Below are 14,040 nucleotides of genomic sequence, written 5' to 3'. Positions count from 1 at the left end.
CCCCCGTTCCCTCGCCCCCCGCATGTGCCGTGCCGTATCGAGGCTGTCATGAACCCGTGATCTAAGCCGGGCCGGTATTTCGGCAGGACGGGGCTTCGAGATGGACAGCGCGCAGCGGGCAGCGGAGGTCGAAGCGATTCGCCGGGAGGTCGCCGACGACTTCGACGAGGAGCTCGAACTCGAGATGGAGGACGAGCGCCTGGAGCGCCTCGCCGACGAGCTCGGGCAGCCCGCCCGTCCGCCCGGGCTCGACCGCAAGGTGTATTTTCGCGAACTGTTCCGCCTGCAGCACGAGTTGGTGCGCCTGCAGGATTGGGTTCAGGCGCACAAGCTGCGCGTGGTGGTGATCTTCGAGGGCCGGGATTCGGCCGGCAAGGGCGGCGTGATCAAGCGCATCACCCAGCGGCTCAACCCGCGCGTCTGCCGCGTGGCCGCGCTGCCCGCGCCGAGCGAGCGCGAGCGCACGCAATGGTACTTCCAGCGCTACGTCACCCACCTGCCCGCCGGCGGCGAGATCGTGCTGTTCGACCGCTCCTGGTACAACCGCGCCGGCGTCGAGCGCGTGATGGGCTTCTGCTCGGCGGGCGACGTCGAGGAGTTCTTCCGCTCCGTGCCCGAGTTCGAGCGCATGCTGACCCGCTCGGGCATCATCGTGCTCAAGTACTGGTTCTCGATCACCGACGAGGAGCAGGAATTCCGCTTCAACATGCGCATCCACGATCCCCTGAAGCAGTGGAAGCTCTCGCCGATGGACGTGCAGTCCCGCCGCCGCTGGGAGGACTACACCAAGGCCAAGGAGGACATGCTGGCGCGCACCCACATCCCGGAAGCGCCCTGGTGGGTGGTCGAGGCCGTGGACAAGAAGCGCGCCCGCCTCAACTGCATCAGCCACCTCCTGACGCAGATCCCCTATGGCGACGTCGAGCATCCGCCCGTCCACCTGCCGGAGCGCGAGCGCCACGACGACTACACCCGCCACCCGGTGCCGCCCGAGATGTTCGTGCCCTCCGTGTTCTGAAGCGCGGGACGAGCGCGGGCCGCTTGCGCCGGGCGGCCCCGTCGGGCGAGAGGGTGGGGCTTCCCACGCCGCGCCTACAGGGATCCGGCATGCCCCATACCGACGAACTCCTCTTCACGGTCGCGGGCGGCATCGCCCGCCTCACCCTCAACCGGCCGCAGGCCCGCAACGCCCTCACCTTCGGCATGTACCAGGGGCTGATCGATGCCTGCGCGCGCATCGCGGCGGACGGGAGCGTCAAGGCCGTGATCGTCACGGGGGCGGGCGACAAGGCGTTCGCGGCCGGCACCGACATCGCTCAGTTCCGGAGTTTCGCGACCGCGCAGGACGCGATCGACTACGAGCGCTTCATGGACCGGGTGATGGGTGCCCTGGAACGCCTGTCCGTGCCCACCATCGCGGCGATCGCGGGCGCCTGCACCGGCGGGGGCGCGGCCATCGCGGCGGCCTGCGACCTGCGCGTCGCCACCCGCGACGCCCGCCTGGGCTTCCCCATCGCGCGGACGCTGGGCAACTGCCTGTCGCTCGGCAACCTGCGCCGGCTCTCCGCCCTGATCGGCCCGGCGCGGGTCAAGGACATGATCTTCACCGCCCGCCTCGTCGGGGCCGAGGAGGCGCTGGCCATCGGCCTCGTCGGCGAGGTCGTGGCGGATGCCGAGGTTCTGGCGGCCCGCGCCAGCGAACTCGCGACCCTGATGGCCGGGCACGCGCCCCTGACGCTCCGAGCCACCAAGGAGGGCCTGCGCCGCCTCCAGGGCGAGGACGCGGCGGGCGAGGACACAAAGGGCGACGACCGCCCCGGCGACGACCTCATCCGCCTCTGCTACACCAGCGCGGATTTTCGCGAGGGCATGGAGGCGTTCCTCGGGAAGCGCCCGCCGAACTGGACCGGCCGATAAGGCCCGTGGCCGGGCCCCGACGGTCCGGCCCGCCCGCCTCCGGGACCGTGACAAGGCCCGCGCCCGGGGCTATCCCTCGCGCCGACGACGGATCGGCCGCGACGGGACGGGCCGGGCCGGGCCGGGCAAGGAATGGGTCATGCCGAACGGCTACTTGATCGCGCGTATCACCGTGACGGAGCCGGAGGCGTACGGCGCTTACGCGCAGGCCCTCCCTGCGGTGGTCGCGCGCTTCGGGGGACGCTTCCTCGTCGCGGGCGGGCGTTTGGAGGCGGTCGCGGGCGAAGCGAGGCCGCGGAATGTCGTGATCGTCTTCGACGATTACGAAACGGCCCGGGCCTGTTGGCATTCGCCGGACTATGCCGAGGTGGCGCGCCTGCGCGAGGGTGCGGCGACCGTCGACGTCGTGATCGTCGAGGGCGTCGATCCGTAGGATCGTCCAAGGGTGGAGACCTGGCGCTTTTTTCCGTCCGCTGCCGGCCCCTTGCCGACCCTCGGAAGGTCCGCTTCGCGGCCGCTCGGTAGAGGATGAACACGTCCGGGGCGGGTGGATTGCTGCTGATCCGCTTCGAGTGGTCAGACCTGCAAGGCGAATGTGTTCCGCCCTTGCAACATCAGCCTGGGATCGGTGCGAATTGGCAGAAGTGATTGGATTTCGCCGAGAACCCTTGGTTCTGACAGCGGAAACGCGCGATCCATGAGCCTGACACGATCAGGTTACGGGCGGGTGCTAGAGCATTTTCGGTGATCCCTGGATCACCGAAAATGCTCTATCTTATTGAAGGGTCACATTTTCTTCACGCGAGCCGGCATCCACCTCGCTTGAAAATGCTCTAGCTGGATTGGTACCGGACCGCCCTATGCCGCCTTCCTCGCAACGGTCACGTCCTGAGGGCATGTTCCCGAGGCGGCGACCGGCATCCGATGCTCTGCAGATCCTCGTGCTCGTGGCTGGCCTGCTGACGGTCGCCCTCGTATGGGTCGGCCTGCAGTATCATCTCCACCTGCGCCAGCAGTCCGTTCAGGAGCAGGCGACGAAGGACGTGGTCAATCTATCGATCGGCGTCGAGCAGCATGTCGAGCGGCTGATCGCTGGTGTCGATCAGGTCATGCGCTTCATCGCGGATGATTTCCACCGTGATCCGAAGGGGTTCGATTTCAGCGTATGGCTACAGGAAGCGACATCCCTCACGGAGGTCGTACACCAGATTGCTATGTTCGATGAAAATGGCGATCTCATCGCCTCGCGCACGCCGAGGCCGCCCGGCACGACGCACGTCAACGTTCGGGATCGGGATTACTTCAAGGCCTTGGCGGCAAGCCCTGATCGAGGCCTCTACATCGGGCGAACCGTCAAAGGCCGCATGATCAGCGGCGATGCCTTCCAGACAGCGCGGCGGCTCAACCATCCCGATGGACGCTTCGCGGGCGTCATCGTCACTGCGATCGATCCCGATCATCTCGCCGGCCAGTTCAAGGCTTTCGACCTCGGGGCGCAGGGGAGCATCGCCCTGATCGGCAAGGACGGGTTCCTGCGAGCCCGCTCGCCCGGTGTTGCCGGCATGTACGAGCTCAACACTCGCACCCTCGATCTGCCCGGCGACCTCTTTCAGCAATTCCAGCAGAAGACCTCGGGCGCGTTTCGGATGACGAGCCCCTACGACCACGTCACCCGCATCTACGGCTACCGCTCCATCGGAGCGTTGCCGCTCATCATCAACGTCGGCAAGTCCCTCGACGAGGTCATGGCCCCCCTGGCCGACGAGCGCCTGCGCGCCCGAGCAGCCGGGATCATCGTGACGCTCCTGCTGCTGGCCTTCCTCCTCATCCTGATGCGGGGCCTGGAGCGCGGCAGCCGACAGCGGGCGGCCTTGGCCGAGAAGGAACTCGTTGCCCGCCAGGCCGAGGCGCAGGCGCAGGAGGCCAACCGCCTGCTCAGCCTCGCCGCGCAGATCGCCCATATCGGGCACTGGCGCATCGGCCTGCCTGGGCACACCCTGTACTGGTCGGACGAGGTGTTTCGCATCCACGGCCGCTCACTCGAGGAGGGGCAGCCCTCCCTCGATGCGGCGATCACGGCCTATCATCCGGACGACCGGGATGAGGTCGCGCGCTGCGTTGCGGAGGCGATCGAGACCGGCCGGAGCTTTTCCTTCTCGGCCCGCATCGTCACGGCTGACGGACGCCCGCGCGACGTCGTCTGCCGGGGCCTATGCGAGCAGGACGCGGATGGCGCCACGACGGCGGTGTTCGGCACCGTTATGGACGTCACCGACCTACGCCAGACGGAGCGGGCCGTCGTCGAGAACGAGGCGCGCTACCGGCTTCTGGCCGACCACACCAGCGACATGGTCGTCCAGGTCGATCTCGACACCACTCGCCGCTACGTCTCGCCAGCCTGTCGGGTCCTTCTCGGCTACGAGCCCGAGGAATTGATCGGGACGAAGCCCATCGACATGGTCCACCCGGATGACCGGCCCGAAGTAGCCGCCCTGCTCGCGGAACTCGGGAACGGCAAGCGTACCGAGGCGCTGAAGCGCCAGCGCTACCGACGCAAGGACGGCACCTACGTCTGGGTCGAGGTCGGTTACCGGATCATTCACGACCACAACGGACAGGCTGTCGGCTGCGTCGCCTCGACCCGGAACATCACCACTCGGGTCGAGGCCGAGCAGCATATCCGCGAGAGCGAGGCGCGCTACCGCCTGCTGGCGGAGAACACCTCCGACGTCATCATTCAGAGCGACCTCGACACCACTCGCCGCTACGTCTCGCCAGCCTGCCGCGACCTCCTCGGCTACACCCCGGAGGAGATGATCGCCCTGCGCCCGATGGATTGCGTGCATCCGGACGATGCCGAGGCCTACCAGTCTGTGCTTGATAGCCTGACGTCCGAACGGGTGGAGCGGACCGTCAGTCAGCAACGCTACCGACGCAAGGACGGCACCTGGATCTGGACGGACATCTCCTTCACCCTGACGCGGGATCCCGTCGACGGCCGCGCCACCGGCTACGTGGCGGCCCTGCGGAACATCGACGCCCGCAAGCGGGCCGAGCGCGCCGCGGCGGAGAGCGAGGTCCGCTACCGGGAGGTCGCCGAGACGGCGCACAACGCCATCCTGGCTCAGCTCGCCGAGGGCGTCATCGTTACCGACGCGGCGGGCCGGATCACCCTCGTGAACGAGGCCGCCGCCGCGATCCACGGCGTCGCGCGCCTGGACGTCGAGCCGGACGACTACAGCGCGTCCTACCACCTCTACACCGAAGATGGAGATCCCTACGTCCCGCGGGACCTGCCCCTGGCGCGGGCAGTGCGGGGCGAGAGCGTGCAGGACGCCCGCTGGCGGGTGCGGCGGCCGGACGGCGTCGAGGTCCTGGCGATCGGCTCCGCGCGGCCCCTGGTCGGACGGGACGGCCACCCCATCGGCGCCGTCCTGACCATGCGCGATGACACGGGGCGCGATGCCGCCGAATGCTCCCTGCGCGCGAGCGAGGCCGCCCTGCGCGAACTGAACGCCACGCTGAGCGACCGCGTCGCGGCCCGCACGCGCGACGCCGAGGCGGCGCGGCTGGAGGCGGAGCGGGCGAGCGCGGCCAAAACCGACTTCCTGGCCTCCATGAGCCACGAGATCCGGACGCCGCTCAACGCCATCATCGGCTTCACCGAACTGATGGTCACCTCCGGCCGCCTGCCCCAGGACCTGCAGCGACAAGCCGAACTCGTGCGCACCTCCGGGACGTCCCTGCTTACGGTGGTCAACGACATCCTCGACTTCTCCAAGGCCGAAGCCGGCGCCATCGAACTCGACCGGCAGGCCTTCGATCCGCGGTCCCTGATCTACAACAGCCTCGCGATCGTGCGTGGCGCGGCCGACCAGAAGGGCCTGGAGATCAGGGCGGTGATCGACCCCGCCGTGCCCAAGGTGCTGGTCGGCGATGAGGCGCGCCTGCGGCAGGTGCTGCTCAACCTCCTGAACAATGCGATCAAATTTACCCAGCGAGGCTCCGTCACCCTGAGCATCCAGCACGGCGGCACCGACGAGGCCGGCGAGCGCCTGCGCTTCAGTATCTCCGACACCGGCATCGGCATCGCGCGCGACCGCCAGGACCGGCTGTTCAAGCGCTTCAGCCAAGTCGATGGCTCGATCGAGCGGGATTTCGGCGGCACCGGCCTGGGTCTCGCCATCTGTAAGCAACTCGTCGACCTCATGGGTGGCGAGATTGGCGTCCTCTCCGAAGCGGGCGTCGGCGCCACCTTCTGGTTTTCGGTGCTGCTGCCGCGCGGCGCGGCGGCGCGGACGATCGCCCTGGTCACGGACGCACCCGCGGCGCGGCGTTCCGGCCACCTGCTCCTCGTCGAGGACAACGTGATCAACCAGGAGCTGGCGCGCTCAGTCCTCGAGGTCGGGGGGCATACCGTCGACGTTGTTGCCGACGGCGAGGCCGCTATCCGAGCGGTGGAACTGAACCGCTATGACCTCGTGCTGATGGATGTGCAGATGGCCGGCATGGACGGCATGACGGCGACCCGGCACATCCGAGCCCTCGGCACGACCGCCTCGACCATACCCATCATCGCCATGACTGCCAACGTGCTGGCCGATCAGGTCCAGACCTTCCGCGCGGCCGGCATGGACGACCATATCGGCAAGCCATTCAAGCGTGCGGAACTCTACCGGCTGATCGACAAGTGGCTGGCGTGGGGAGCTGGAACGGCAGCAGCCGATGCCGGCAACCAGACCGGCCTCCTCGACCAGCGGACCTACGACGAGACTGCAGCCTTCGTCACCCCCGAACGGCTGTTCGGCCTGCTGGAGGCCCTCGGCGACGAACTTGCTGAGGCGTTCCTGGGGAGGAGCGCCTCGGCCGAGGACCGCGAACAGCTTCGCTTCGAGGCTCATACCCTTACGACGTCCACCGGGATGCTCGGATTCCTGGCGCTCTCTGACGCCTGCCGCGCCCTGGAGGGCGTCAACGAGCAGCGCGTGGCCAATGAGGGGCTGGAAGTGTTTCAGCAGCAGCTGGAGCAGGCCCGTTTGCTCTGCCGCCAGACCCGGGCTGCGGCGCTGATCCTCCTTCAAAAAGCGGAATGCGCATTACAAGATCAACTTCTACCTGCCGAAAGCAATTTTCTCACAAATGAAACGGCGGTTGCAGCCAAGTAACTTCGTTTCTTACAGGTCCGTCAGCGAAAAGATCTCCTCGTCATCTCCAGTCCTAGACGCGAATTTTTGCTTTGAATTAGGCGCAAACCGTTTTTAGCAAACGAGGCTGGGTCGGAGGCGGAACGTCCGCTTAAGGGCGAAGGGTCAGGGACCGCTCCCCACCCTGCACCGACATCCAGCACGGCATCCCCCCGGGCAATCGGTACGGGGCCGAAGGGACACAGCAGCCGTCGCGCTTTCGGACGGAGGCGCGCAGCTTTCGAACGGCGCCGCCTCGGTCGGAAGGGCCACATCGGTTCGGCCCCGCCGCGCCGTAGGTGGAGCGGTGCCGAGGCCCGGCCGTCCGCCCTTAGTCCAGCCCCGCTACCTTGATCGCGTCCCCCTCCAGGCGGACCTGGGCCGGCAACCCGCGCTGCACGGGCCCGAGGTCGTCGGCGGTGCGGTAGAGGCCGTCGATGGCGATGAGTTCGGGCTCGAAGCGGCGGCAGGTGATGCGCGCCTCCGGGTTGCCGGCCGCCCCCGCGATCGCCCGGCCGCGCAACGCGCCATAGACGTGGAGCGAGCCGCCTGCGATCACCTCGGCGCCGGAGGCCACAGAACCCATCACGGTGATGTCGCCCTCGAGATGCAGGATGGTCTGGCCGGAGCGCACCGGCGCGTCGACGATCAGGGAGCGGAACGGGGCCGGGGCCGGCGGTACCACCGGCGCGTCCACGGCCGGATCGGGAATTGCGACCTCCTCCACGGGCCTACCGCCGGCCGGGGGCGGCGGCAGGCCGGCGCCGAGCTGGCCGGGAGCCGCGCCCTCGATGCCCATCACGGCGACGTCGCGGGCGGCCAGATCCGCCACGAGACCGACGAGCCCGTCCCGGTCGAGGCCGAGCCCGGCCACATCGAGGATCACCGGCCGACCGACGAAGAAGGCCGGTGAGCGCCGGGCCAGGGCGTCGAGCTCGTCGAGCCAGTCGGCGACGGGCAGCACCGGGGCGAGCACCAGGGCCATGAACGAGCGGCCGCGAAAACGGATCGGGGGACGGGAGGAGCTTGGCGTCACGGTGGGGTGTCTTCGCGGTTCTCGGGCGGCCGGACGGAACGCGGGCGCGTTCGGTCACCTTATCCGAACCTGTGCCCCGGGGGACAGACGCAGGTCCGCGATGCGGAAGAAAGTCCCGCGCGCTTTCGCGCGGAGCCGCCCCCACGCTAATCCGCCGCAGCCTCCGGGTCCGGATGTGCCTGCGCCGCCGCGCGGGCGAGGCGCCGGGCCAGCGCCGTGCGCGGTCGCGCGACCCCGAGGTGGCGCGCCATACGCGCGGGCAGGTCGGCGGGCGCGCCCCCGAGATGCGCCGCGAGCGCCGCGAGTTCCGCGAGCGGGATGTCGGCCGGATCGCGGGGCTCGCCCGTGGCGGGCCGGAACGGCACCGTGGCCTGCGGATCGACCCCGACCGGCCAGAGCAGTTCGCGCGCATCCTCCCAGGCGCGGGGAACCTCCGCGCCGACGCGCGCCAGGATGCGGGCGCGAAGGCGGGCCGTGGTCCGGTTGATGCCATGGGCCCACGCCACGCGGGCGACGAGGCGGTCGGCGAACAGCGGCGCCTCCCGTGCGATCACGTGCGCGACGAGGGCGTCGAGGACCGCGTCGTAATCCGGCGCGTGGAGGCGGGACGCGTCGAGGGCGAAGCCGGCGGTGTCGGCGGCGACGGAGGGGCTCGGCGACGGCGCTTCGGGTAGCGGCGCCGGCTCCGGCTTCGGCTTGGCCCGGTCGGATTCCAGGTCCGCCCGCAGGTCCGCGTCCAGGCGGTCGAGGGCGCCGTCCGCGTCGATCCACCAATCGGTGCTCCAGACCCGGTGCAGGCGCCAGCCGAGATCGGTGAGCACCCCGTGGCGCAGGCGGTCGCGGTCGCGCGCGGTGGCGGCGCTGTGGTAGCTCGCCCCGTCGCATTCCACCCCCGCGAGGTAGCGGCCGGGGGCATCCGGATGGACGATGCCGAGGTCGATGCGGAAGGCGGCGACGCCGACCTGCGGCACCACCCGCCAGCCGCGCGCCTCCAGGGCCGCCATCACGCTGGCCTCGAAGGGGGATTCGACGTCGCGTCCAGTCGGCGCTGCGGCCGTCTCCAGGGCGGAAGCGCCGTGGGCGGCAAACTCGAGGAAGTGCTTGAAGTCGCGGATGCCGCGCGCCGCCCCCCGCCCGAGGTCGATCTGCTCCGGCCGCAGGGACGCGAAGACGAGGAGTTCGCGCCGCGCCCGGGTGATCGCTACGTTGAGCCGGCGATGGCCTCCGCTCCGGTTGAGCGAGCTGACCTGCCCGGTGATCCGCCCGGCGCCGTCCGGCCCCACCGCCACCGAGAACAGGATCGCGTCGCGCTCGTCGCCCTGCACGGTCTCGAGGTTCTTCACGAAGACCGGCTCGGGGGTGAGGCGGGCGTCGAAGTGGCGCTCCAGATCCGGGTCGGCCCGCCGCTCGGCGTCGAGCAGGTTCTCGATCAGGCGCTGCTGCTCGCCGTTGAAGGTGACGATTCCGAGGGAGCCCGATTCCGCATCCGCCCGCAGGCGCGCCAGCACCTCGGCCACCACCGCCCGCGCCTCGGGGCGGTTCACCCGGGCAGCCCCGCGCTCGTAGAGGCCGTCCGCCACCGGCACGAGGCGGACCGCCCGATCCGATGTCACCGGGGACGGGAAGGTGATGAGGCCGCCGCGATAATAGTGCCGGTTCGAGAACGCGATCAGGCTCTCGTGCCGGCTGCGGTAGTGCCAGGCGAGGCGATGCCGCGGAAGATGGGCGGCCAGGCACTCGTCGAGGATGCTCTCCTGATCGGGCACGTCGAGGTCGTCCGCGTCGCCCTCGCGCTCGCCGACGCTGGTCGGGGGCAGTTGCTCGGGGTCGCCCACGATCACGGTCCGGCGCCCCCGCGCGATGGCGCCGATGGCGTCCCAGGGCGCGATCTGCGAGGCCTCGTCGAAGATCACGAGATCGAAGGGCGGGGCATCCGGCGGCCAGTGCTGGGCGACCGAGAGCGGGCTCATCATCACGCAGGGGGTGAGGCGGGTGAGCGCGTCCGGCAGCCGGGCGAAGAGCTGGCGCAGCGCCAGGTGGCGCCCGCGCTTGGCGATCTCGCGGGCGAGGAGGCCCCACTCGGCCTGCTGCCCGAACGCCACGGGGGACGGCACCCCGCCGAGGCGCGCCCGCGCGGCCGCACCCGCCAGAGCGCAGACCCGGGCATCCGCCGCCCGGAACGCGGCGATCGCCGCCTCGTGGTCCGGCCCCTGGAAGCCGCGCAGGACCGGGTCGTGCGTAACCACGTGGTCGATCCACCAGCCCGCATAGGCGCGCTCGAAGGCCTCGGAGATCGCATCCGGCTCCAGCGCGCCGGCCTCGACCGCCGCCACCAGGGGGCCGAGCCCGGCCTCCCGCGCGGCCTGTACCGCGCCCTGCCAGCGCAGCCAGACCTGCGCCTTGGGCAGGGCGGACGCCCAGCGCGCGGCCTCGTCCAGGGTGCCGGCGACCCAGCCGGGACCGGTGGCGAGGGGCCGGTCCGGGTGTCGGCGGGCGGACAGGCGCCCCAGGGTTTCGATTGCCCGCAGGGCCGGCAGGCGCAGCGGTGAGAGGGCGGCGCGGGCCTCGGTGACGGTCGCGCCCACCCCTCCCCCGCCGGGGGCCAGACGGTCGAGGCAGCGCCGGCGCAGGACCTCCACCCCGGCCCCGGCCCCGGCGAGGGCGGCGAGCGCTGGGGCGATCCGCCTGGCCCAGGCCAGGGGGGCGGCGAAGGCCTCCGCCGGGCTGTCCGGCCGGTTCCAGGGCGGGCCGAGTCCGGCGAAGGCCGCCTCCAGGGTCCCGGCCAGGGCTGGGCCGGCGGCGCGCAGGCGCTGGATCTCCAGCAGGGTCGCGAGATCCGGCCCGAGATCCTCCGGCAAGGACGCCAGGGCGTCCGCCTCCAGCATCCGGCGCAGGCGCCGGAGCCGCGCCCCGCGCACCAGCAGATTGGCGCCCTGCGCCGCGCGCCAGGCGTCGCGGGTGGCGGACAGGTCGGTGGCGAACAGGGCCTCGGCGTAACGCCCATGCAGGCGCGCGGCGGCCCGTGCCAGGGCGGCCTCGTGCTGGCGGCGCGCCTCCACGGCTTGCCGCAGCGAGCCGGCATCGGCGGCGAGGCAGCGCAGGCCGGCGGCCGCCTCCGGGCGGGCGAGCCCGCTCGCCAGGGCGAGGAGGGCGCGGGTGCCGGCCCAGGTCTCGCTCGCCCCGGGGAAGCCGAGGGTGGCGCCGAGCCGATCGGCGGCTGCCCGGAAGGCCGGCAACGCGGCCGCGAGGTCCGCCAGCGCCCGCTCCATCTCGGCGCGCCAGAGCGGCGACCAATCCGCCGGGCCGATCCCGCGCAGCGGATGGCTTGCCGGATCGCCCACCAGGGGCAGCAGGGCGGCGAGCGCTGCCGCGTGGGCGCGAAGCTCTGCCAGCGTCTCGGGGGTGTGCGTGGCGTGATCGGGCCAGGACAGGGCGAGGCGCGGCGCTCCGGCGGCGCGCGCTGCGATGATGCGGCCGAGGGCGGCGTGCGCGCTGAGGCCGTTGGCGCGGGGAGCGTGCAGGCGCGCCACCACGTCGTTGAGCGCGACCCGGCGGCGTTCGAGATCGGCCCCGGCCTCGTGCCAGGGGACCGTCTCGGGACCGCGTGCCGCCCAGGCCTCGCGGAGCTGCGCGAGGACATGGGCCTTCTGCGCCCGGGCCGCATGGACCTCCAGGCAGCAGGCCCCGAGCCCGGCCGCGTCGAGCCGCCGCCGCACCACGTCGAGGGCCGCCGCCTTCTGCGAGACGAACAGGATCGTCCGCCCGAGGGCCAGGGCATGCGCGATGATGTTGGCGATGGTCTGGCTCTTGCCGGTGCCGGGCGGGCCGAGCAGGACAAAATCCTTGCCCGCGCCCGCCGCCAGAATCGCGCAGAGTTGCGAGGAATCGGCGGAAAGCGGGGTGAACACGGTCTGGGGCGGATGCGCGGCATCGAGGCGTTCGGGGGCCGGAAAGCCCGTGGCGTCGCCGTAGGCGAGCGTCGGCGTCTCGAGGAGGTGGCGCACCACCGGGTTGCGCTTCAAGAGGTCGGTGCGCTCAGCCAGATCGCGCCACATCAGGACCTTGGTGAAGGCGAAGGTGGAGAGAACGACGTCCGTCTCGACCTCGAACCCCTTGAGGTCGCGCACATGCCCGCGCACGATCCGCCAGAGGCCCGACACGTCGAGGCCGTCCCCGGACAAAGCGGCGTCGAGGTCCGGCAGGGTCAGGGCGAAATCCTGGCGCAGCATCTCGATCAGCGTCGGGTTCACCCGCGCCTCCGCGTCGTGGCGCACCAGCCGGAAGCCGGCGCGCACGCTGGCGCGGGTGAGCGCCACCGGCACCAGGAGGAGCGGCGCCCGCACGGGGGCCATCGTCCCGCCCCGCGTCCAGGACAGGAAGCCGACGGCGAGGTGGAGCACGTTGGCGCCGCCCTCCTCCAGCGCCGTCCGCGCGAGGCGGAAAAGGTCGGTGAGGCGCGCGTCGAGATCGTCGGCGGATGCGAGCGTGACGATCTCGCCGGAGCGGGCGGCCTCCCGCCGGAGCGCGTCCCGCGCGGCGGCATCCTCGGGCTCCGGCCCCTCCTGCTTCAGCACCTCCGGCTTCGGCAGCAGGCGGATCGCCGCGCCCTCGACGAGCAGCGCCGCCAGGGCGTCCGGGTCTGGAACGCAGAGGGTGAGGCTGGCCTTGCCCGGCCGGAAGTTGAGGAGCTTGTTGCGCAGGGTCAGGTCGAGGAGGCGCAGCTTCCAGGCCTCCAGGCGGTCGCGCGGCCGTGCCTCGGCGGGGCGCGGCGGGATCGCGGGCGGGCGATCCTCCGCGAAGGCGGGGGTCGGCGCACGGGGATACGCGCCGCGCGGCGGTAGCCGGGGTGCCTCGGCGGCCTCCGGGGTCAGCGGCGCCAGACCGCGCAGGCGGGCGGCGCGCAGATCGAGCACAAGGTCGAGGGCCGCGCCGGCCTCCACCATCCGCGTGCCGGCCGCCAGGGCCTCCGGGAAGGCGGCGGGACCGGTGGCGATCAAGATCAGTTCGTCGAGGTCGCGGTGCTTGCGCAGGCCCTGCGCATCCACGGCCTCGGCCGGACGCGCATCGACGAGCCGGAGCCCGGCCGCGACCGTGGCCGCGCCGAGGACGAGGAGCGGGTCGAGCCCCGCCCGCTCGAAGCAGGCCGCCAGGATCAGGGCCCGGTCGAGGGGTCCGGCCCACCCGTCCCCGAGCACCGCGCCCGGGCTCCGCATCCGCTCGGGACCGGCGACCGGGGCGCTTTCCGCGAAAGTTTGGTCGCGCAGGGCCGCGTGGATGGCCTGGGCCGTCTCCCAGACCCGCGCCCGTCCGTCCGCATAGGTCGCGAGCCGATCGCGCCCGGGCGGAAGGTGCTCGGCCGCGCGGGCGAGGAGCGCGTCGATGGCCGGATCGCCGGGGCGCACGAAGGTGGCGAGGGCATCCGGCGCGGTCTCGATGCCCGCCCAATACGTTGCCGGCAGGAGGTCCAGCGACACCGTCGCGCGCCCGACGGGGCGCCCCTCCACGGTGGCGACCAGGGTCAGCACGCAGGCGGTCACCGCCTGCAGGGCGTCGAGGGCGGCCTCGTCCAGGATCATCGCCGGCGGCGCGCAGCAGGCCCGGGACGCGCCGGCCTCCAAGCCCGGAATCCGCAGGGGCTCGGCTCGCAGGAGCGGCGGCTCGGCCGTCAGGGCGAGCACCAGCGCGGGCAGGTCCGCCCCGGCTTCGCAGGTCAGAGTGAGGGAGCGGATCGGCCCGAGGCCCGCGCGGAGCTGCGGGACCCCGATCCGCGCCAGGGCGTCGCAGGCGATGCGGCACGCCGCGTCCGGCGCCGTCGCCATCCCGGCCTGAGGCGCCTCAGCCGTCTCGCCCATCCTGCCGGTTCCTCGAGGGTCTCCCCGGTACTAGCCGCGACCCAGGCGCGAC

Annotated in this window: 6 protein-coding genes; 4 read left to right on the top strand and 2 right to left on the bottom strand. The window is 71.7% G+C overall.

The features are described from left to right. Positions 1–100: 100 nt before the first annotated feature. The 4 genes from ppk2 (at position 101) to MFF30_RS03615 (ending at position 7,082) form a co-directional block, all read left to right on the top strand. A complete protein-coding gene (gene ppk2, locus MFF30_RS03630) occupies positions 101–1,018 on the top strand; it encodes a polyphosphate kinase 2 (protein WP_238276678.1) in 918 nt (305 codons plus the stop codon). Between the two features lie 89 nt (positions 1,019–1,107). Then, entirely contained in the window at positions 1,108–1,917 is an 810-nt protein-coding gene (locus MFF30_RS03625; RefSeq protein WP_238276676.1) for an enoyl-CoA hydratase/isomerase family protein, read from the top strand. A gap of 139 nt (positions 1,918–2,056) precedes the next feature. Next, the gene (locus MFF30_RS03620; protein ID WP_238276674.1) at positions 2,057–2,350 is read left to right on the top strand and encodes a DUF1330 domain-containing protein; all 294 of its coding nucleotides are present in this window, start codon (positions 2,057–2,059) and stop codon (positions 2,348–2,350) included. Between the two features lie 463 nt (positions 2,351–2,813). After that, positions 2,814–7,082, top strand: a complete 4,269-nt coding sequence (locus MFF30_RS03615) for a PAS domain S-box protein (protein WP_238276672.1) — start codon at positions 2,814–2,816, stop codon at positions 7,080–7,082. 349 nt (positions 7,083–7,431) lie between these two features. On the opposite strand, the gene minC is transcribed toward MFF30_RS03615, so the two are convergent. Together minC and proA are read right to left on the bottom strand one after the other, a co-directional pair. Next, entirely contained in the window at positions 7,432–8,085 is a 654-nt protein-coding gene (minC, locus tag MFF30_RS03610) for a septum site-determining protein MinC (RefSeq protein WP_238276754.1), read from the bottom strand. 197 nt (positions 8,086–8,282) lie between these two features. Then, the gene (proA, locus tag MFF30_RS03605) at positions 8,283–13,988 is read right to left on the bottom strand and encodes an anti-phage protein ProA (protein WP_238276670.1); all 5,706 of its coding nucleotides are present in this window, start codon (positions 13,986–13,988) and stop codon (positions 8,283–8,285) included. Between the last annotated feature and the right edge of the window lie 52 nt (positions 13,989–14,040).

It is taken from the genome of Methylobacterium goesingense (assembly GCF_022179225.1).
Classification (GTDB): domain Bacteria; phylum Pseudomonadota; class Alphaproteobacteria; order Rhizobiales; family Beijerinckiaceae; genus Methylobacterium; species Methylobacterium goesingense.
Note: the sequence above shows the minus strand (reverse complement) of the source record. Positions and strands in the feature narration are given on the sequence as shown.

Coding starts and splice junctions, on each gene's coding strand:
- ppk2 (WP_238276678.1), top strand. CDS start 101: ATGGACAGCGCGCAGCGGGCAGCGGAGGTCGAAGCGATTCGCCGGGAG.
- minC (WP_238276754.1), bottom strand. CDS start 8,085: ATGGCCCTGGTGCTCGCCCCGGTGCTGCCCGTCGCCGACTGGCTCGAC.
- MFF30_RS03615 (WP_238276672.1), top strand. CDS start 2,814: ATGTTCCCGAGGCGGCGACCGGCATCCGATGCTCTGCAGATCCTCGTG.
- MFF30_RS03620 (WP_238276674.1), top strand. CDS start 2,057: ATGCCGAACGGCTACTTGATCGCGCGTATCACCGTGACGGAGCCGGAG.
- proA (WP_238276670.1), bottom strand. CDS start 13,988: ATGGGCGAGACGGCTGAGGCGCCTCAGGCCGGGATGGCGACGGCGCCG.
- MFF30_RS03625 (WP_238276676.1), top strand. CDS start 1,108: ATGCCCCATACCGACGAACTCCTCTTCACGGTCGCGGGCGGCATCGCC.